Origin of the sequence: Pseudomonas trivialis, assembly GCF_001439805.1 — a bacterium.
Classification (GTDB): domain Bacteria; phylum Pseudomonadota; class Gammaproteobacteria; order Pseudomonadales; family Pseudomonadaceae; genus Aquipseudomonas; species Aquipseudomonas trivialis.
Genome location: NZ_JYLK01000001.1, coordinates 178,018 through 196,460, shown reverse-complemented (window position 1 = coordinate 196,460; position 18,443 = coordinate 178,018). Strand labels below are relative to the sequence as shown.

Here is an 18,443-nt window from a genome sequence, read left to right as displayed (position 1 = left end):
CCGCCCTTGTTTTTAACGAGCGCGGGCCAATATCTGTAATTAGTCCTACAGACCCTTCGGAATAGGTCCTACGCAAAAGCCCGAAACACTCTGCCGCTAGCCACTGCCACAACACCTGTGCAACATGGCGCGCGTGCAATCCACAAATGGGAATTCCCTTTATGAAACGTTTTCTTAGCATCGCCATGGCGTTGTGCATCGGTTTGACGATGAGCATCGACGCCAACGCCAAACGCTTCGGTGGCGGCAAAAGTTCGGGCGCGGCACCGACCCACCAGACCAGCCAAATGGCGCCATCCGCCGGTGCCGGCGGCGCTGCAGCCACTGCTGGCGCAGCAGGTGCCGCAGGCGCGGCGGCCAAGGCCGGCGGTGCTTCGCGCTGGCTCGGCCCTCTGGCCGGCATCGCAGCCGGTGGCCTGCTGGCCTCCATGTTCATGGGCGGCGGCTTCCAGGGCATGCAGATCTTCGACATCCTGATCCTGGCGGTCATCGCCTTTGTAATCTTCCGCTTCATCGCCGCCCGTCGTCGCAAGCAGCAGGAGCACCTCGCCCCGGCCGGCGCGCCGATGCAGCGTGAAGTCTTCGAGCAGAAGCCTGCGGCAATGGGTTCGATCTTCGGTGGTTCGGCAGCCCAGGCTCCCGCCCGTCCGGTGATCAATGCACCGGCCTGGTTCAACGAGGAGCGCTTCGTCGAAGCGGCCCGCAGCCATTTCCAGTCCCTGCAGCAGCACTGGGACGCCAACGAAATGGACAAGATCGCCGAGTTCGTGACCCCGCAACTGCTGGAGTTCCTCAAGCGCGAACGTGCCGAGATTGGCGATGCGTTCCAGTCGACCTACATCGACGACCTGCGCGTCCAGCTGGACGGTGTGGATGATCGCGCCGACAAGACCATTGCCACCCTGACCTTCAGCGGTGTGTCGAAGACCTCGCGCTTCGACCAGGGCGAGGCGTTCAGCGAAAGCTGGAACATGGAACGTCCGCAGGGCGAGAACCAGCCATGGCTGGTCGCCGGTATCCGTCAGAACAGCTGATACCCGCACGCTTGAGCATGTGGTAATAAAAACCCCGGACTTGTCCGGGGTTTTCTATTTCACGGTTGCACTTATAGCGAGCTACTGTATAAAACGCCCCTATTAACCGCGCCATCTAGCAAGAGGATCCCGGCCGTGGAAGAAATCATCGAACAATTGCGTGAAGCCAACGAGCCCGTACCGGTTCCTCTGGAACTGCCTGACGAAGATCAACTGGTGGAAATCGAGGAACAACTGTTCATCGACATCCCGTTCGTCTTCCGCGAATTCCTGCTCACCGTCAGCGACGTGGTGTACGGCAGCCTGGAGCCGGTGACCGTCACCGACCCCCAATCGCACACCTACCTGCCGGACGTGGCGGCCAACGCCTGGGATGCCGGCGTGGACCGCAGCCTGATCCCGATCTGCCAGGACGGCGACGACTACTACTGCGTCGAGGAAGACGGCACCGTGGTGCTGTGGTCGGCTGAAGAAGAACTGGTCCAGGAAGAAACCTGGGAATCGGTGTGGCACTGGGCGCGGGACGTCTGGCTGGAAAGCTGATTGCAACTGCTTGGGCGCAGCCAAGCCGATTCAAATGTGAGAGGGGGCTTGCTCCCGATAGCGGTGGATCAGTCAAAACCCTCGTGACTGACACACTGACATCGGGAGCAAGCCCCCTCCCACATTGGATACTCAGCGCATCCTCAGTGCTCCGACGTATCCTTGTGGTTATCCAGCGTCTCCAACAACGCCACCTGCATCCGCGTATGCACGCGGATGAACCAGCGCCAGAGCACCGCTGCCACCGCCGCCGTGACCACGGCGATCAACACCAGCAACTTGTTGGTCGGCAAAATACTGGCTGACAAGGCTGCCAGCAGCACGAAAATCACCAGCAGCGACAGAATCGGAATCAGCTCCGCGATCACCCGACGCACACGCTGGGTATGCCGCCCGGCCATCTCCGGCTTGACGCTCATCTCCGCCAACAGCATCGACAGCGCCTTGAGCTTGCGATACGCCGCGATCAGAAACGGCAGCGACAACAGCAGCGCCCCACCCCAGATCAATGCCTTCTGCCAGCTTGGATCGCTGATCCAGCCTTCCAGATACCCCCCGATGCGCGCCGCAAAAAAACTGCCGGTGAAGAAGATCGCGATCACCAGCGCCAGGTTCACCCCCACCTGCAGGATGATCTTGCGGATCATCGACGCGAGCATCGCGCCCTCGCCTTGCGGCTGGATGCTGCGCAACCACTCGCCGTACAGGCCAAATACACGGCTCAAGCGCTTGGGCATGACGGCGGCAATCTTCAGTGACAGCGGGTCGGCACTGCGAATCAGGTAAGGCGTGAGCAAGGTGGTGATCACCGAGACGGCCACCGCCACCGGGTAAAGAAAGTCGCTGGTGACCTGCAACGTCATCCCCAGCGCGGCGATGATGAAGGAAAACTCGCCAATCTGTGACAGCCCCATGCCCACGCGCAGTGAGGTGCGGCCGTCATTGCCGGCGATAAATGCCCCGAGGCCGCAGGACAGCATCTTGCCCAGCACCACCGCCACGGTGATCACCGCGATTGGCCAGGCGTATTGCAGCAGGATCTGCGGGTCGATCATCAAGCCGATCGCCACGAAGAAGATGGCGCTGAACAGGTCGCGAACCGGCTCGATCAGGCGCTCGATCTTAATCAACTGGCGAGACTCGGCCATGATCGCGCCAATTAGGAACGCCCCCAGCACCATGCTGTATTCCAGTTTGACCACCAGCAGGCAGAAGCCGAAACACAGTCCCAACACGGTGATCAACAGCATTTCGTTACTTTCGAACCTGGCCACATAGGCCAGCAGGCGCGGCACCAGCAGAATGCCGATCACCAACGCCACAATCATGAACAGCGAGAGTTTGCCGACCGTGGAAAACACCTCGCCGGAGCTGACCGTGCCACTGACGGCGATGCTCGACAGCAAGGCGATGATGCCGATACCCAGGATGTCCTCGACGATCAGCACGCCGAAAATCAGCTGGGCAAAGCGCTGGTTTTTCATCTTCAGGTCATTGAGCGCCTTGACGATGATGGTGGTCGAGGAAATGGCCAGGATTGCCCCGAGGAACAGCGAGTCCATGGTGTTCCAGTCGAACCACTGGCCGATCTCGTAGCCGATCCAGATCATCAGGATGATTTCGAGGAACGCCGCGATAAACGCCGTGGCGCCCACCTTGAACAACTTGCGCAGGCTGAACTCCAGGCCCAGGCAGAACATCAGGAAGATCACCCCCAGCTCGGCAAGGGTCTTGATCGTGTCTTCGTCATGGATCAGACCGAACGGCGGGGTGTGGGGACCGATGATGAAGCCGGCGACGATGTAGCCCAGCACCACCGGCTGCTTGAATCGGTGAAACAGGATGGTGACCACCCCAGCCACCAGCATGATCACGGCCAGGTCCTGAATAAAACTGATGGCGTGCATGGCGAGGGGCTCCTTGAGGGTACTGGCGCTTTTCCCACTTCCGCTCGCGCCGCTGAGCAGTCGCCAAGAGCGGAAGGAAAAGTCTACCTTGATCGTAAGAAATGCCCTGAGATGGGCGTTTGAAGGTTAACACCGCGACTTCCAGTGAAAAGCCGGTGCAATATATGGAAACAATCGCTGCGGGGCGTGACGGCAAGCCTCCCGTCGGCGTCCCGTTACCAATAGCGCTGCAAATGATTCCAGCACCCGCAGAGGTGCCTCCCCAACCAATGCCTACAACCGTGAGTGTGCTATGGAACCCGGAAACGCCCAGCTGTCGATGACGGTATTGATGACCCCTGACATGGCCAACTTCTCAGGCAATGTCCACGGCGGCACATTGCTCAAGTACCTCGACGAAGTGGCCTACGCTTGTGCCAGCCGTTATGCCGGCCGTTATGTAGTCACCTTGTCGGTCGACCAGGTGATTTTTCGCGAACCGATTCATGTCGGCGAACTGGTGACCTTCCTCGCGTCGGTCAACTACACCGGCAATACCTCGATGGAAGTGGGCATCAAGGTGGTGACCGAGAACATCCGCGAACGCTCGGTGCGCCACACCAACAGTTGCTTCTTCACCATGGTGGCGGTGGACGACCAGCGCAAGCCCGCCGCCGTGCCGCCGCTGCAACCGCAGAACAGCGAAGACAAGCGCCGCTTCGTGCAGGCCCAGCAGCGCCGGCAAATTCGCCAGGAGCTGGAAAAGCGTTATCAGGAGATCAAGGCCGACGCGCCCTGATCCCATGCTGTAAACCTAACCAAATGTGGGAGGGGGCTTGCTCCCGATGGCGGTGGTTCAGCCCATACAGAGGTGGCTGATATACCACTATCGGGAGCAAGCCCCCTCCCACATTGGTGTTGTGTGCTTACAGGCTGATCGGCGTGGCCTCAAACCGCACGCGCGGGTGGGCGATTCGATCCTGGGCCCGCACCAGCTCCAACTCGTAACTGGCGCAGGCCTGGGTTTCCAGCAGCACTTCATGCACCGCCGCAGCGGTGAATTCGAACGCCGCCAGCAAGCTGTCGCCCAGCAGCACCCGCGCCAGGAACAGCCCCGAGGTCAGGTCGCCCACGCCCACCGGTTGGCGCGGGAATGCCAGCAGCGGCCGACGCAAGTGCCAGCTGCCGTCGGCGGTCACCAGCAGCATCTCGAAGCCGTCTGGCAGCTTGCCCGGGTAATCGAGGTGCTTGACCAGCACCGCCTTTGGCCCGCGCGCCAGCAAGGCCTTGGCCATCGCCAGGCAATCGAACAATGACTGCGGCTTGCGCCCGGCAAAGCTGTCCAGCTCGAGCTGGTTGGGGCAGAGGAAATCGGCCATGGCGGCGGCTTCATCCAGCAAGAAATCACTGACCTCCTGAGGCACGACGCAGCCTTTCTCCGCGTGGCCCATCACCGGGTCGCACAGGTACAGGGCGTTGGGGTTGATCGCCTTGATGCGCGCCACGCCGGTGAGGATCGCTCGGCCCTGAGCGGCGCTGCCCAGGTAGCCAGAGAGAATGGCGTCGCAGTTGCCCAGTTCGCCAATCGCCGCAATGCCTTCCACCAGCGCCGGAATCTGCTGCGGCGCCAGCACCTCGCCGGCCCACTGACCATACTGGGTGTGGTTGGAGAACTGCACCGTGTTGAGTGGCCAGACATTCACCCCGACCCGCTGCATGGGGAATACGGCGGCGCTGTTTCCGGCGTGGCCAAAGACCACGTGAGACTGGATCGCAAGCAGATGGGGTGTACGTTTCATGCAGGAAATGTCCATAAAGCCGTTGAAATTCCGGCCGCGCAGTATGCGACTAAACGCAGCCTGTACGACAGACCGGCGACACAGTTAAGCTGCTCTCACTTTGTTGGAGTTCATCGCATGCTGACCCTGGGAAACATCTTCGTGTTGATGCTGCTGGCGACCGGCGCCGCCTGGGTCTGGCACAACCACGGCTTGCGCGAGCGTGCGCTGGCGCGGGTCAAGCAGCATTGTGCCCGGCTCGACATCGAACTGCTCGATGGTGCGGTGGCGCTCAAGCGCATCGGTTTTGTGAAGGACGCCAATGGTCGACGGCGCCTGGCGCGGGTCTACAATTTTGAATTTACCGTGACCGGCGAAACCCGCCACGCCGGTGTCATCACGCAGTTCGGCGCTCACAGCGCGCAGATCGAGCTGGCGCCCTACCCGTTCGAGGCCAAAGAGCCAATGCCCAGTGCCGAGGTGATCGAGCTGAGCCAATGGCGCCAGGATCACCCGGCCAAGAACCGTCAGTGACGGCAGGCGGCGAGTGCAACCTTAAGTGCGGCGATATCCTGGGATTCGCTGAAGATCAATTCGATACGCGAGTCCCGCCGCCATTCGCTGGGCTGCCAGGCGAGCATGCTGTTATCCACAGCGTTGGCCGAGAGCCAGCCTTGGGAGCTGTGGATAACCAGCTTGGCGCGGCGCCATTCCAAATCTGATAGCCAGCGCTGCAGGCGCTCAACGTGAAAGCACTGGCTCGGATGCCAGCGCCAACCGATACTCCAGCCGCCCTCCTGGCCCTGGCTCAAGCAGATCGGCAGCGTGGGATCGCTGCAGATCGCCGGCAGTTGCGCCAACCCCTTGGGCAATTCGACGTTATCCACAGCCGCTTCGGCCTGGGTGTTCAAACCGGGCAGATACTCAATCGGCACCTGCGCCTGGCGCGTCCAATACACTTCACAATCGGGTAATTGCCGTCCGATGGCCTGGCGCTGTTCGGTTTCCAGCCCCTCATCCTTGTTCAACACCAACAGACCCGCGCTGGCCAACGCCTCCCGCTGTGCGGGCGGCAGGGGTTTGCCCGCCGCCAGCGTCTGGGCGTCCAGCACCAGCACACAGGGCTGAACCGCCAGCACGTTCTGCCACGGCGTCTCGCGCAGCTGTTTGAGCAGCTGCGCCGGGTGGCCAAGGCCCGAGGGCTCGATAAACAACCGGTCCGGCCTGGCCTTGCGCAACAGGCGGCCAAGGCCTACCTGAAACGGCGCACCATTGACGCAACACAGACAGCCACCCGCCACTTCGCCCAAGGCAATACCGTCGTCGTCCTGGGTGAGCAAGGCGGCGTCCAGGCCGATCTGCCCGAACTCATTGATCAGCACCGCCCAGCGCTCATTGGCCGGGCGCTGGGCAAGCAGGTGCTTGATCAGGCTGGTCTTGCCGGCGCCCAGGGGCCCGGCGATCACGTGGGTGGGAATGTTCTGCAGCATCGTGGGCATCGTTCAGGCCGTGTAGAGCGCTTGATCCTACGCGGTTATGCCAGCCAATCCAGTGTCAGGATCAATCGGCGCTCGCCGGCTTTGAGGGCGGGCGAGCGATGAATCAGACCGTGCTCTTCGTTGCCATGCCATCGGGTGCCTTTGAGCAGGGCGACGTCGCCGCACTGGACCTGTTCGATGCGTTCACTGGGTTCGGCCTCCGCCTGGCCGAGCGTGCGCCGGTCCATCACACCCTCGCGCAACCATTGACTGCCGACACCGGCGTAGGTGGTGATCAGCCGCACCGGCACATGGTCCACGTGAAAACGCGGGCACATGGCTTTGTCGAGCAGCCGCAGGCGCACGCCGATACGTTTGGCCCCGAGCAGGCAGGCAAACGCGCTGACCAGCCATGACACATCGGCGATGAAGCCCTCATAGCCTTCAAGATCGCTGCAACTGGACGCCAGGCCCTGCAGGTTCGGCACCGTGTCTTCATCGTTGAGTTCGATGACCATGGCATCGGCCAGCGGCTCATTGAGTGCCACCAGCAATGCGCCGAACTCGGCAATATGCAGCGGCAGTTGGCGCTGCCACAGCGCCAGGTTGACGCCGTCTTCGAGGATGTCGGACAGCGCCAGCGGGGTTTCTCCGCGTGTCTGGCGCACCACGGGACGCAGTGGGATGATCGGCGCAAGCATCAGGCGGCCTCTTCATACCAGGGGCCAAACGGATCGGCCAACAAGCGCCATCCTTCGACGCCCAGAGCCATTTCTTCATCGGTGAGCAAACAGGCATCCAGCTCGGCACGCATCTGTGCGAAATCGATGTTCTGCCCGATAAACACCAGTTCCTGACGGCAGTCGCCGGTGCTCAGTTGCCAGTTGCCCATGATCGCTGCGACGCTTTCCTCGTCCTCGGGCCACTGGCTTTTCGGCACGAAGCGCCACCAGCGTCCGGCAAAACCGTGACGCATCAAGCCACCGGCTTGGGACCAGCTGCCCGCATCCTGATGCTTGCTGGCCAACCAGAAAAAGCCTTTGGAGCGCAGCAGCTTGCCGTTGACCCAGGGACGGTCGATAAAGTCGAAAAAGCGCTGCGGGTGAAACGGGCGACGCGCGCGGTAGGCGGTGGACGCGATGCCGTACTCTTCGGTTTCCGGCACATGCTCGCCACGCATCTCCTGCAGCCAGCCTGGGGCCTGGGCGGCGCGTTCGAAGTCAAAGCGGCCGGTGTTGAGGATCTTGTTCAGCGGCACGTCGCCCATGACCATCGGGATGATTTCGGCCTGGGCGTTCAGGCGTTCGAGGATGGCCATCAGCTCTTCGCGTTCGTGGCTGCTGATCAGGTCGATCTTGCTGATCAGGATGACGTCGGCGAATTCGATCTGTTCGATCAACAGGTCGGTGATGGAGCGCTCGTCGTCTTCGCCCAGGGTTTCGCCGCGTGAGGCCAGGCTTTCAGCCGCCTGGTAATCAAGCAGGAAGTTCATGCCGTCGACCACCGTGACCATGGTGTCGAGCCGCGCGATATCCGCCAGGCTTTGGTCGTTTTCATCGCGAAAGGTGAAGGTTTCAGCCACCGGCAGTGGTTCGGAAATGCCGGTGGACTCGATCAGCAGGTAATCGAATCGGCCCTCTTTGGCGAGCTTGGTGACTTCTTCGAGCAGGTCCTCACGCAAGGTGCAGCAGATGCAGCCGTTGCTCATCTCCACCAGCTTTTCTTCGGAACGGTTAAGGGTGACGTCGCGCTGCACCTCGCTGCCGTCGATGTTGATTTCGCTCATGTCGTTAACGATCACTGCCACCCGCAGATTTTCGCGGTTGCGCAGGACATGGTTGAGCAGCGTGCTTTTACCGGCGCCGAGAAAGCCGGACAACACGGTCACGGGGAGACGATTGGGCATCAGGTTTTCCTCATCAGGGTTGGCCGGTCAAACAGCCCGTTTATGGCGTTCGCGCAGCTCTTCACGTTCTTTGGCTTCGATACACAGGGTGGCGGTGGGGCGCAGCAGCAAGCGTTGCAGGCCGATCGGTTCACCGGTTTCCCGGCACCAGCCGTATTCGCCGCGCGCCAGCAACTCGAGGGCGTCGTCGATCTTGTCCAGCAGCTTCTTTTCCCGCTCCAGCAGGCGCAGTTGCCATTGGCGCTGTTCTTCGGCACTGCCCACATCGGCGGGGTCGCTGTTGGTTTCCTGCTCGCGCAGCACCAAAAATTCGGCTTCGATGCGCACTTGCAACGCCTTGCGTTGGGCCATCAACAACGCACGGAAGAAGCTTTGCTGGGCTTCATTCATGTAATCGTCAGGCGATTGGGCCAGGAGTTCTTGTTCAGTCATGGGCAGCGGTTCACGGGTGGGGCTGGTTTTTAATGTTATAGTATAACAACACAAATAAGCCAATCCCCTTGTCTGCGGCGACGAAGGGCGCAATGCTTGCCCACTGTTCACTCCCGAGAAACCTTATGAAATACCTGGTGTGCGCCCTGTTATTGGCAACGGCAGGACCGGCCTATGCCGAGGTTCCGAACCTGCTGGCCAACTGCACGCGCAGCGCCACCCTGCTGGCCTGCGTCGATCCGCAGGGCAATGCCTACAGCGTGGCCACGGTGGGCAGTACCACGTATCTGCGCGGGTTCGAGGTGATCGGCAAACGTTACTGGGCACAGACCAACAGCCGTTACGGGCAACTGACGTTCTTTACCGGGCTGGCCTCCGATGGCGAGGCGTGGGTGGGCTACACGCGGCGCGTGGGCTGGACGACGATCAACCGGTTTTCCAGTTCAGGTGGGGCCAGCGCCAAATTCACCTGCAGCCGCATAACCGGCTGCTAGACCTGGCCGTTCTTCTGTTCCTGGGCCCACGCCATGTAGCTGTTCATGGGCGGGTTCTTCTGGAAATATTTTTTCAGGCCCTCGAACAACCCATCCGCTACCGCCTGTTGATGACGCGCCGTGACCAGCCGCGCGCTGTCCCGTGCATTGGAGATGAACCCGGTTTCCACCAGGATCGACGGCACGTCCGGTGACTTGAGTACCGCAAATCCGGCCTGTTCCACGCGTTTCTGATGCAGGCTGGTAATACCCTCCAGGCTGCCCAGGATCGAGTGACCCAGTTGCAGGCTGGAGGCGATGGTGGCGTTCATCGACATGTCGAGAATCACCCCGGCCAGCATCGGGTCCTTGTCCTTGAGGTTCAACAGGCTGGTGGCGCCCAGCAGGTCGGCACCGTTTTCCCGCTGCGCCATGAACCGCGCGGTGGCGGACGTGGCGCCGCCTTCGGACAAGGCATACACCGAGGCGCCTGACGCAGTGATACGCGGCGCCGCATCCGCATGCACCGAGATAAACATGTCGGCATTGTGCTTGTGCGCAATCTCCACGCGCTTGCGCAGGGGCACGAAGAAGTCGTCGTTGCGCACCAGCTTCACATCAAAGCCCTTCTCGCGCTTCAAGCGTTTGGCCAGCAGCTGGGCAATCGACAACACCACGTCTTTTTCGCGCTGGCCCTTGGAGCCCACGGCGCCCGGGTCCTTGCCGCCATGGCCGGGGTCGACCACCACAATGATGTCGCGTCGGGGATGGGCTTTATCCACCGGCGCGACCAAGGGCGCGGGTTCGGCGGCGATCTGCCGCGGTGCATGGGTGATGCTGCTGAGGTCCAGCACCAGGCGATGGCCCTGGCCGTCCTGAGGCGGCAATAGAAAGCTGTTGAGCTGCATCGGTGAAGCCAGGTCCAACACGATCCGCGTGTCGTTGGTGCCAAAGTGCCCCGAGCGAATCGAGGTAATCCCGCTGTTCTTGAGCATCAGCTGAGAAAAATCACCCGTCAGGCCGGCACCGCTCAAGTCGATGATCACGCGCTCCGGGGCGGTCAGGGAAAAGGTCTTGTATTGCACCGGCCCGCTGAGGTCGAACACCAGCCGCAGTTTGTCTTCCGAGCGCCACAAGCGGGCATTGCGAATCTGCGTAGCGTGGGCCGCGAACGGCAAGGTAAATAACGGGCTGACCAGGAGCAGGTTGAGGAGCTGACGTCTGTGCATGACCTATACCGCAAATAAAGGAGCGTCCCTGCTCGACATGACTGAGCAAAACCTGGAGCAGAAAATTAATCGTCGACTTTGTCGTTATACTATAACATGTCTAAATATTTCCAACGACGGACCTGCTCATGAATGCGCTGACTCTGCCGGATATCGCCGCGCAGGCTTCACGCCAGGCCATGCCACTGGACTGGGTGGGCATGTGCGGCATTGCCCTGCCCATCCTGCTCGACGGCCAACGTCTGCCTGCCACCGCCGACGCTGGCGTAAGCCTGGACGACGGCGCCGCCCGTGGCATTCACATGTCACGCCTGTACCTGGCGCTGGAGCTGCTTGACCAGCAAACCCTCACGCCTGCACTTCTGCGCAATGTACTGCAGCGCTTTCTCGACAGTCATGAAGATTTATCTAAGAACGCCTACCTGCGCATCCACACCGATTTGCTGCTCAAACGCCCGGCCCTGGTCAGCCCTCTGGCAGGCTGGAAAAGCTATCCGGTGAGCATCGAAGCGCGTCTGGAAAATCAGATGTTCCACGTGGAACTAAAAATTGACGTGAGTTACTCCTCAACCTGCCCTTGCTCCGCGGCCCTCGCCAGGCAGTTGATTCAACGGCAGTTTCTCGATGACTTCGGTGACAAGCCGCTGCAGCACGAAGCCGTAATGACCTGGCTCGGCAGCGCCAATGGCATCGTGGCCACGCCCCACAGCCAACGCAGCAGTGCGCAACTGCATGTCGAACTGCAAGGCGAGCACCTGCCATTGGTCGACCTGATCTACGGCGCCGAAGCCGCCCTTGGCACCGCCGTACAAACCGCCGTAAAGCGTGCAGATGAACAAGCCTTCGCCCTGGCCAACGGGCAGAACCTGATGTTCTGCGAAGACGCCGCCCGCCGCCTGAACCTCGCCTTGAAACGCTCGGACGCCGTCAAAGCCTTCCACCTCAAAGTGATCCACGCCGAAAGCCTGCACGCGCACGATGCCGTGGCCGAAAGCCGCTGGACGAGAAACCCTGCATGATCACCTGCACTGCCCTGCGCTGGGGCGCCCCCGGCCAACCGCTCACACCCGCCATCGATTTCACCCTGGAAAAAGGCAGCCTCACCGGCGTCATAGGCCCCAATGGCTGCGGCAAGAGCAGCCTGCTCAAAGTCATCGCCGGCTTGCAGAAACCGCTGGCCGGGAAAGTCGTCGTGGAAGTGGCTCGTCGTGGCGGCCTGACGTTCCTGCCCCAGCAGCAACAGCTCGACCGCCAGTTCCCGATCAACCTGCAGGAACTGGTCGCCGCCGGTTTCTGGGGCGCGCGGCTTTCTGCTGCGCAGCGCAGCGAACGCCTGCAAGCGGTGCTCGAAGACTGGTGCCTCAGCGGCCTGGAGCTGCGCCCGTTGATGGCGTTGTCCGGCGGCCAATTGCAACGTGCCCTGCTTGCCCGAATGAGCCTGGCCGACTCGCCCGTGCTGCTGCTTGACGAGCCCCACGCCGCCCTCGACGAAGAAGGTCAGGCGCTGTGCTGGAACCATATTCACGCCTGGCATGCCGAAGGTCGCACGGTAGTGGTCGTCTGCCATGACCTGGCCTCGGTGCGTCATCACACCCAGCAAGTGCTGCAGATCAAAAGCAACGGCTGCGTGTTCGGCTCGAGCAAAGAGCTGATCCGCCCACAACCTCAGATGCAGGTGGCCTGATGCATTTTGCCGCCCATCTGTGGATGCCGTTTCTCGATTTTGTGTTCATGCGTCGCGCACTCATCGGCGGGCTGGTACTGGCGTGCAGCACTGCGCCGCTGGGGGTGTTTCTGATTCTGCGGCGCATGAGCCTGATCGGTGATGCCGTTGCCCACGGCATCCTGCCCGGCGCGGCGCTGGGCTTCTGGTTTGCCGGTCTGAGCCTGCCGGCGCTGACCATCGGCGGCCTCGGCGCCGGCTTGAGCATGGCCGGGCTGTCGGCGTGGATCACCCGCCGCACCGGCCTGCGCGAAGACGCCAGCCTGGCCGCTATCTACCCCATTTCCCTCGCCGCCGGCGTGCTGATCCTCGGCATCGCCGGCAAACGCCTGGACCTGCTGCACCTGCTGTTCGGCTCCGCCCTGGCGGTGGATGAAACCACCCTCACCGGCATGCTCTGGGTCTCCAGCTTCAGCCTGCTCGCCATGACACTGATCTACAAACCGCTGCTGCTGGACACGTTGGATCCGCTGTTTCTGCAAACCGTCAGCCGCCTGGGGCCACTGGCCCACGGCCTGTTCCTGACCCTGGTGGTGCTGAACCTGGTGATCGGCTTCCAGGCCATCGGCGCATTGATGGTGGTGGGCCTGATGATGCTGCCGGCCATCGCCTCACGCTTCTGGAGCCGGCGCCTGCCGGTGTTGATCGCAATATCGGCGGTGCTGGGATGCCTGTCGGTATGGCTTGGCTTGTTGCTGTCGTTCTACTACTCGCTGCCCAGCGGCCCGGCCATCGTGCTGGTGGCTGGCGGCGGGTACCTGCTGTCCGTGGTCTTTGGTCCGGTGCACGGCCTGCTGCGCCGCCCGCCCTTGCTTACATCCCAATGAGGTGTTTCCCGATGCGCGCTCTACTCGTGCTGTTCAGCCTGCTGCTGCCGCTGTCGATGGCCTATGCCGCCGACAAACTCCAGGTGGTCACCAGCTTCAGTATTCTCGATGACATCACCCACCAGATCGGCGGTGATCACATCCAGATCAGCAACATGGTCGGCCCCGACGCGGATGCCCACACCTATGAACCCACGCCGGATGACGCCAAGGCGCTGCTCAAGGCCAAACTGATCATCAAGAACGGCCTGGGCTTCGAGCCGTGGCTGGACCGTCTGATCACCAGCACCGAAACCAAGGCCACGGTGGTCACCGCCAGCAAAGGCGTGATTTCCCACACCATGGACGAAGACGGCGAAACCATTCCAGACCCGCACGCCTGGCACAACCTGGCCAATGCCGAAATCTACGTGAACAACATCACCAAAGCCCTGATCGCCGCCGACCCGGCCAACCAGGCCGACTACCAGCGCAACAGCCAGGCCTACCTGAAGGAAATCTACCGCCTGCTGGCTGAAGCCAAGGCCAAGTTCGGCGCACTGCCAGCGGGTAACCGCCGCATCGTCACCTCCCATGACGCCTTTGGTTACCTGGGCCAGGCCTACGGTATTCAGTTTCTCGCGCCCCAGGGCTTGTCCACCGAGCGTGAGCCGTCCGCCGCCGAAGTGGCTGCGCTGATCACGCAGATCCGCAAAGACAAGGTCAAGGCCGTGTTCATGGAAAACATCAAGGATTCGCGCCTGCTCAAGCAGATCGCCGACGAAAGCGGTGCGCAGATCGGCGGCACGTTGTACTCAGACGCCCTCGCCGCCGAAGGCCCGGCCAGCACCTTTACCGGGTTGTTCGAATACAACCTCAACACCCTTTGCGCAGCGTTGAGCAAACCATGATCCGTAAAAATCCCTCGGGCGACCTGCCGGTCATTGCCGAATCGGCCTACGTCGACAAGACCGCCATCATCTGCGGCAAAGTCATCATCGGCGAGAACGTGTTCGTCGGCCCCTACGCCGTGATCCGCGCCGACGAAGTCGACGCCAGCGGCGCCATGGACCCGATCACCATTGGCGCCAACTCCAACATTCAGGACGGCGTGGTCATCCACTCCAAATCCGGTGCGGCGGTGACCATCGGCGAGTTCACGTCCATCGCGCACCGCTCCATCGTCCACGGCCCCTGCACGGTGGGTGACCGCGTGTTTATCGGCTTCAACAGCGTGCTGTTCAATTGCGTCGTCGGCGACGGCTGCGTGGTGCGCCACAACTCGGTGGTCGACGGTCGCGATTTGCCCGACGCGTTCTACGTGCCGTCCACCACCCGCATTGGGCCGAATACCGACCTGTCGCAATTCCCGCCGGTGAGCGTCAGCGCCTCGGAGTTTTCCGAAGACGTGGCCCGCACCAATGTCGACCTGGTGCGAGGTTATAAAGCCCTGCAAAACGAGTTCTGAACCATGACCCGCCTGTTGATCCGCAACGCCCGCCTGGTGAACGAAGGCCAGGCATTCGACGCCGATGTGTTGGTCGCCAATGGCCGCATCGAAAAAATCGCCGGCAGCATCACGAACAGTAACGCGCCGCTGGCGATTGACGCCCAGGGTCAATGGCTGCTGCCGGGCATGATTGACGATCAGGTGCACTTTCGTGAACCTGGCGCGCCGGAAAAAGGCAGCTTCTACAGTGAATCACGGGCGGCAGTGGCCGGTGGCATCACCAGCTTCATGGACATGCCCAATACCCGTCCGGCCACGCTGACCCTCGAAGCGCTGGCCGACAAGAAACGCCGCGCCGGCCTGCATTCGGTGGCCAACTATGGTTTTCACTTTGGCGTCAGCAACGACAACCTCGACACCGTGGCGGCTCTGGACCCGCGCGAAGTGGCCGGGGTCAAGGTGTTCATGGGCGCGTCCACCGGCAATATGCTGGTGGACGACCCACGGATACTGGAGCGCCTGTTCGCCGAAGTGCCGACCATTCTGCTGGCCCACTGCGAACACACCCCCAGCATCCTGATCAACGAGCAGCGCCTGCGCGAGCGCTTCGGTGACCACATCCCCGCCGTCGCCCACCCGCTGATTCGCGACGCCGAGGCCTGTTATCGCTCATCCTCCCTGGCGGTGGAGCTGGCCCGGCGCCATGGCACGCGCCTGCACGTATTGCACCTCACCAGCGCCCGCGAACTGGCGCTGTTTGAAGACAAACCCCTGGCCGATAAACGCATTAGCGCTGAAGTGTGCGTGCATCATCTGCTGTTCGATGATCGCGACTACGCGCGGCTGGGCCATCAGATCAAATGTAACCCGGCGATCAAGACCCAGGCCGACCGCGACGCGTTGCGCCAGGCCCTGCTGAGTGATCGGCTGGATGTGATCGGCACCGACCACGCGCCCCATACCTGGGCACAAAAACAGTTGGCCTACCGCGAAGCGCCGTCGGGCTTGCCGCTGGTGCAGCATGCGCTGCCGGCGTTGATGGAGTTGGTGGCCGACGGCCTGCTGCCCATTGCCACGCTGGTGGCCAAGACCAGCCACCGGGTGGCCGACCTGTTCGCTATCCCGGATCGCGGCTACGTGCGCGAGGGCTACTGGGCCGACCTGGTGCTGATCAAAGCCGAGCCAGAGGGCAAGCCGGTGAGTGACGAGCCGATCCTGGCACGCTGCGGCTGGACGCCGTTCGCCGAGCGCCGCTTTCGCCACAGCGTCACCACCACCCTGGTCTCCGGTCACCTGGCGTGGCACAACGGCCAGGTGGTCGAGAGCTGCCAGGGTTTACCGCTGCACTTCCTGAGGTAGGCTGAGGTAGGCGCAGCCGGTCATGCGCGAGGCTTGACGGTGCCGCAGTCATTGCCCAGCCATTGAGCGTGGCTGTCCAGGCTGCCTTTTTGCTGAATGCCAGTGGCATTGAAGGTGCCGTTGACCGTGGTGGTGAAGGCCTTCTGGCTCTGGAAGGTCGCCACGCCAGTGCCTTGGGCTTTCGGGCAACTGAAGCGGAATTTCCACTGGTTGCCGGTCTTCTCGGTGATTTCCTGCTTGCAGCCCGATTGCGGGTCGGTCAGCGGGATGGAATCGGTCGCCACCTGGGCGGGCGTGAGGCATACCTGTACGCCTTTACCGGCCATGTTGATGCCCTGCTTTTCGAGCATGGCGCGTTGTTCGGGGGTCATCTGTTGCTTGAGCTGGCCGAGGATCAGCGACAGGTCCGGCAGGTCCTGGTTATCGACCTTCATATTGCTGGTGGTCAATTCCCACAAGCCCGGCGCCAGCATCTGCGCCTGCGCCGCCACCGGCAGCGCCAAACCAACAACCATGGACAAACACAGCAGACGAGCCTTCATCGGGTAACTCCTGGGTAATTGTGGGCGTTAGACGCCGCGGACGTGCCAGTGTTGCACGGCAAATAAAATAGCGACATTCGTGGCCGAACATGGTCTGTTACGCACTGCACTGGATTGTCTGGAGTATCGCCGTTCATGGATTTTTTTGGCCCGCACCTGCTCGCCTACTTCATCGCCACGCTGCATTTTTTCGGAACACTCGCCGCGATCCATGCGGTGCTGACGGTGCGCACCGCCCAAGGCTCAATCGCCTGGGCATTGTCGCTGATGTTCATGCCGTACCTCACGCTGATCCCCTACCTGATCTTCGGCCGCAGCACGTTCGATGCGTATATCCAGGCGCGTCGCCAAGCCAATCAGGAAATGCACGCCGCCATCAATGAGCTGAACTGGCGCCCGTGGGTCGAGGAAGCCCTCGCCGCACGCAATTCCACCGCCTACACCTCCCTGCGTGCCATGCCCAAACTGGGACGCATGCCGTGCCTGGCCAATAACCAAGTGCGCCTGCTGATCAACGGTGAAGCTACCTTCAGCGCGATTTTCGACGCCATTCGCGGCGCAAAATCCGCCGTATTGTTCCAGTTCTTCATCATTCACGACGACGCGCTGGGCCGCCAGTTGCACGCCCTGCTCAAGGCGAAGGCTGCCGAAGGGGTCGACATCCACGTGCTCTACGACCGCATCGGCAGCCACGCCCTGCCCCATCGCTATGTGCAGTCGCTGCGTGACGCCGGGGTCAAGGTCAAGGCGTTCGCCACTCGCAGCGGCTGGCTCAATCGCTTCCAGGTCAACTTCCGCAACCATCGCAAAATCGTGGTGGTGGACGGTGTTACCGGGTTTGTCGGCGGCCACAACGTCGGCGATGAATACCTCGGCAAAAAGCCGCCACTGGCGCCCTGGCGCGATACCCACGTGCAGGTCACCGGCCCGGTGGTGGCGTGCCTGCAGGAGTCATTCGCCGAAGACTGGTTCTGGGCCGCGCGGGAGCTGCCGCCGCTGATCCTGCCGGATACCTATCCCGAAGACGGTGTGCTCTGCCAACTGCTCGCCAGTGGCCCGGCCGATCCGTATGAAACCTGCTCGCTGTTCTTCGTCGAAGCCATCCATGCCGCCACCGAACGGGTCTGGATCACCACCCCGTATTTCATCCCCGACGAAGCTGTGTTCGCCGCGCTGCGCCTGGCGGTGCTGCGCGGCGTGGACGTGCGCATCCTGCTGCCGTCGCGCCCGGACCATCGCATCGTGTATGCCGCGTCCAGCCTGTACGCCATCGAAGCGGTGCGCGCCGGCGTGCGGGTGTTTCGCTACACGCCCGGCTTTCTGCACCAGAAAGTGGTGCTGGTGGACGGCGAAATCAGCGCCATCGGCAGCGCGAATATGGACAACCGTTCTTTCCGGTTGAATTTCGAGGTGATGTTGCTCACGGTTGACGAGGCCTTCGCCAAACAGGTGGAGCAGATGCTGCTGGAAGATTTCGCCCTGGCCCATGAGATGAGCCTGGCGGAAAGCCGCGAGACCCGGCGCCTGCAGCAACTGGGCATGCGAATCGCGCGGCTTATTTCACCGATTCTCTAACCGCCAACACAACGTCCTGTGGGAGGGGCCACGCCCTGTGGCGAGTGGGCTTGCCCCAATGCCGTTCAGTTAAGAGAACGCAATGCTCAAAGCGACGAGATCAAATGTGGGGGCTGCCAAGTCTTCGACTTAGCGCTGTCGCGCAGCAAACTGGGGCTTCTGTGGCGAGCGGGCTTGCCCCGCGTTGGGGCGCGAAGCGCCCCCAATCAAAGAAACGCGGTGTACCTGA

20 protein-coding genes are annotated in these 18,443 nt (G+C 61.9%); 12 read left to right on the top strand and 8 right to left on the bottom strand.

Annotation, left to right across the window (positions count from 1 at the left end):
• Window positions 1-161 precede the first annotated feature (161 nt).
• On the top strand, window positions 162-1,034 hold the full coding sequence (locus TU79_RS00895; RefSeq protein ID WP_057006289.1) for a Tim44 domain-containing protein: 873 nt from the start codon (window positions 162-164) through the stop codon (window positions 1,032-1,034).
• A gap of 135 nt (window positions 1,035-1,169) precedes the next feature.
• Entirely contained in the window at window positions 1,170-1,577 is a 408-nt protein-coding gene (locus tag TU79_RS00890) for an SMI1/KNR4 family protein (RefSeq protein WP_003195742.1), read from the top strand.
• A 143-nt stretch (window positions 1,578-1,720) separates the two neighbouring features.
• On the opposite strand, the gene TU79_RS00885 is transcribed toward TU79_RS00890, so the two are convergent.
• Complete coding sequence (locus tag TU79_RS00885) at window positions 1,721-3,484, bottom strand: cation:proton antiporter (protein WP_057006288.1); 1,764 nt, start codon at window positions 3,482-3,484, stop codon at window positions 1,721-1,723.
• A gap of 292 nt (window positions 3,485-3,776) precedes the next feature.
• Here TU79_RS00885 and TU79_RS00880 point away from each other — a divergent pair, with 292 nt between their 5' ends.
• Window positions 3,777-4,262 carry an acyl-CoA thioesterase gene (locus TU79_RS00880; protein ID WP_053258732.1) on the top strand — a complete coding sequence of 162 codons (486 nt, stop codon included), beginning with the start codon at window positions 3,777-3,779 and terminating at the stop codon, window positions 4,260-4,262.
• A gap of 127 nt (window positions 4,263-4,389) precedes the next feature.
• Here the strand turns inward: TU79_RS00880 and pdxY are convergent, their stop codons facing one another.
• Entirely contained in the window at window positions 4,390-5,262 is an 873-nt protein-coding gene (gene pdxY, locus TU79_RS00875) for a pyridoxal kinase PdxY (RefSeq protein WP_057006287.1), read from the bottom strand.
• A 117-nt stretch (window positions 5,263-5,379) separates the two neighbouring features.
• Between pdxY and TU79_RS00870 the strand changes: the two genes are divergently transcribed.
• Window positions 5,380-5,775, top strand: coding sequence for a DUF3301 domain-containing protein (locus TU79_RS00870; RefSeq protein WP_057006286.1), 396 nt, complete (start codon window positions 5,380-5,382; stop codon window positions 5,773-5,775).
• Here the strand turns inward: TU79_RS00870 and TU79_RS00865 are convergent.
• Genes TU79_RS00865 through dksA form a run of 4 tightly spaced genes read right to left on the bottom strand, consistent with a single transcriptional unit; the run spans window position 5,769 to window position 9,057 of the window.
• The gene (locus TU79_RS00865) at window positions 5,769-6,731 is read right to left on the bottom strand and encodes a CobW family GTP-binding protein (protein WP_057006285.1); all 963 of its coding nucleotides are present in this window, start codon (window positions 6,729-6,731) and stop codon (window positions 5,769-5,771) included. The genes TU79_RS00870 and TU79_RS00865 overlap by 7 nt on opposite strands.
• 44 nt (window positions 6,732-6,775) lie before the next feature.
• On the bottom strand, window positions 6,776-7,420 hold the full coding sequence (locus tag TU79_RS00860) for a DUF1826 domain-containing protein (protein ID WP_057006284.1): 645 nt from the start codon (window positions 7,418-7,420) through the stop codon (window positions 6,776-6,778).
• Entirely contained in the window at window positions 7,420-8,625 is a 1,206-nt protein-coding gene (zigA, locus tag TU79_RS00855) for a zinc metallochaperone GTPase ZigA (protein ID WP_057006283.1), read from the bottom strand. Before zigA ends, TU79_RS00860 begins: the two co-directional genes overlap by 1 nt.
• Before the next feature lie 27 nt (window positions 8,626-8,652).
• On the bottom strand, window positions 8,653-9,057 hold the full coding sequence (gene dksA / locus TU79_RS00850; protein ID WP_057006282.1) for an RNA polymerase-binding protein DksA: 405 nt from the start codon (window positions 9,055-9,057) through the stop codon (window positions 8,653-8,655).
• Window positions 9,058-9,182: 125 nt separating this feature from the next.
• Here dksA and TU79_RS00845 point away from each other — a divergent pair, with 125 nt between their 5' ends.
• Complete coding sequence (locus TU79_RS00845) at window positions 9,183-9,551, top strand: hypothetical protein (RefSeq protein WP_057006281.1); 369 nt, start codon at window positions 9,183-9,185, stop codon at window positions 9,549-9,551.
• Here the strand turns inward: TU79_RS00845 and TU79_RS00840 are convergent.
• Complete coding sequence (locus tag TU79_RS00840) at window positions 9,548-10,759, bottom strand: N-acetylmuramoyl-L-alanine amidase (protein WP_057006280.1); 1,212 nt, start codon at window positions 10,757-10,759, stop codon at window positions 9,548-9,550. The two genes, TU79_RS00845 and TU79_RS00840, sit on opposite strands and share 4 nt — an antisense overlap.
• Window positions 10,760-10,887: 128 nt before the next feature.
• Between TU79_RS00840 and folE2 the strand changes: the two genes are divergently transcribed.
• The 6 genes from folE2 to TU79_RS00810 are packed head-to-tail and all read left to right on the top strand — an operon-like array spanning window position 10,888 to window position 16,097.
• Window positions 10,888-11,778: a GTP cyclohydrolase FolE2 gene (folE2, locus tag TU79_RS00835; RefSeq protein ID WP_057006279.1), complete on the top strand. Its 891-nt coding sequence runs from the start codon at window positions 10,888-10,890 to the stop codon at window positions 11,776-11,778.
• The gene (locus TU79_RS00830) at window positions 11,775-12,443 is read left to right on the top strand and encodes a metal ABC transporter ATP-binding protein (protein WP_057006278.1); all 669 of its coding nucleotides are present in this window, start codon (window positions 11,775-11,777) and stop codon (window positions 12,441-12,443) included. The genes folE2 and TU79_RS00830 overlap by 4 nt, the downstream gene beginning before the upstream one ends.
• Window positions 12,443-13,309, top strand: coding sequence for a metal ABC transporter permease (locus tag TU79_RS00825; RefSeq protein ID WP_057006277.1), 867 nt, complete (start codon window positions 12,443-12,445; stop codon window positions 13,307-13,309). The genes TU79_RS00830 and TU79_RS00825 overlap by 1 nt, the downstream gene beginning before the upstream one ends.
• Window positions 13,310-13,320: 11 nt before the next feature.
• A complete protein-coding gene (locus tag TU79_RS00820; protein WP_057006276.1) occupies window positions 13,321-14,199 on the top strand; it encodes a metal ABC transporter substrate-binding protein in 879 nt (292 codons plus the stop codon).
• Window positions 14,196-14,756: a gamma carbonic anhydrase family protein gene (locus TU79_RS00815; RefSeq protein WP_003231797.1), complete on the top strand. Its 561-nt coding sequence runs from the start codon at window positions 14,196-14,198 to the stop codon at window positions 14,754-14,756. Before TU79_RS00820 ends, TU79_RS00815 begins: the two co-directional genes overlap by 4 nt.
• Window positions 14,757-14,759: 3 nt before the next feature.
• Complete coding sequence (locus TU79_RS00810; protein WP_057006275.1) at window positions 14,760-16,097, top strand: dihydroorotase; 1,338 nt, start codon at window positions 14,760-14,762, stop codon at window positions 16,095-16,097.
• Window positions 16,098-16,117: 20 nt separating this feature from the next.
• Here TU79_RS00810 and TU79_RS00805 read toward each other — a convergent pair whose 3' ends face one another.
• Window positions 16,118-16,639 (bottom strand): DUF3617 domain-containing protein, encoded by a 522-nt coding sequence (locus TU79_RS00805; protein ID WP_057006274.1) that lies wholly within the window; start codon window positions 16,637-16,639, stop codon window positions 16,118-16,120.
• A gap of 135 nt (window positions 16,640-16,774) precedes the next feature.
• Between TU79_RS00805 and cls the strand changes: the two genes are divergently transcribed.
• Complete coding sequence (gene cls, locus TU79_RS00800; RefSeq protein WP_057006273.1) at window positions 16,775-18,214, top strand: cardiolipin synthase; 1,440 nt, start codon at window positions 16,775-16,777, stop codon at window positions 18,212-18,214.
• The last annotated feature ends 229 nt before the right edge of the window (window positions 18,215-18,443 follow it).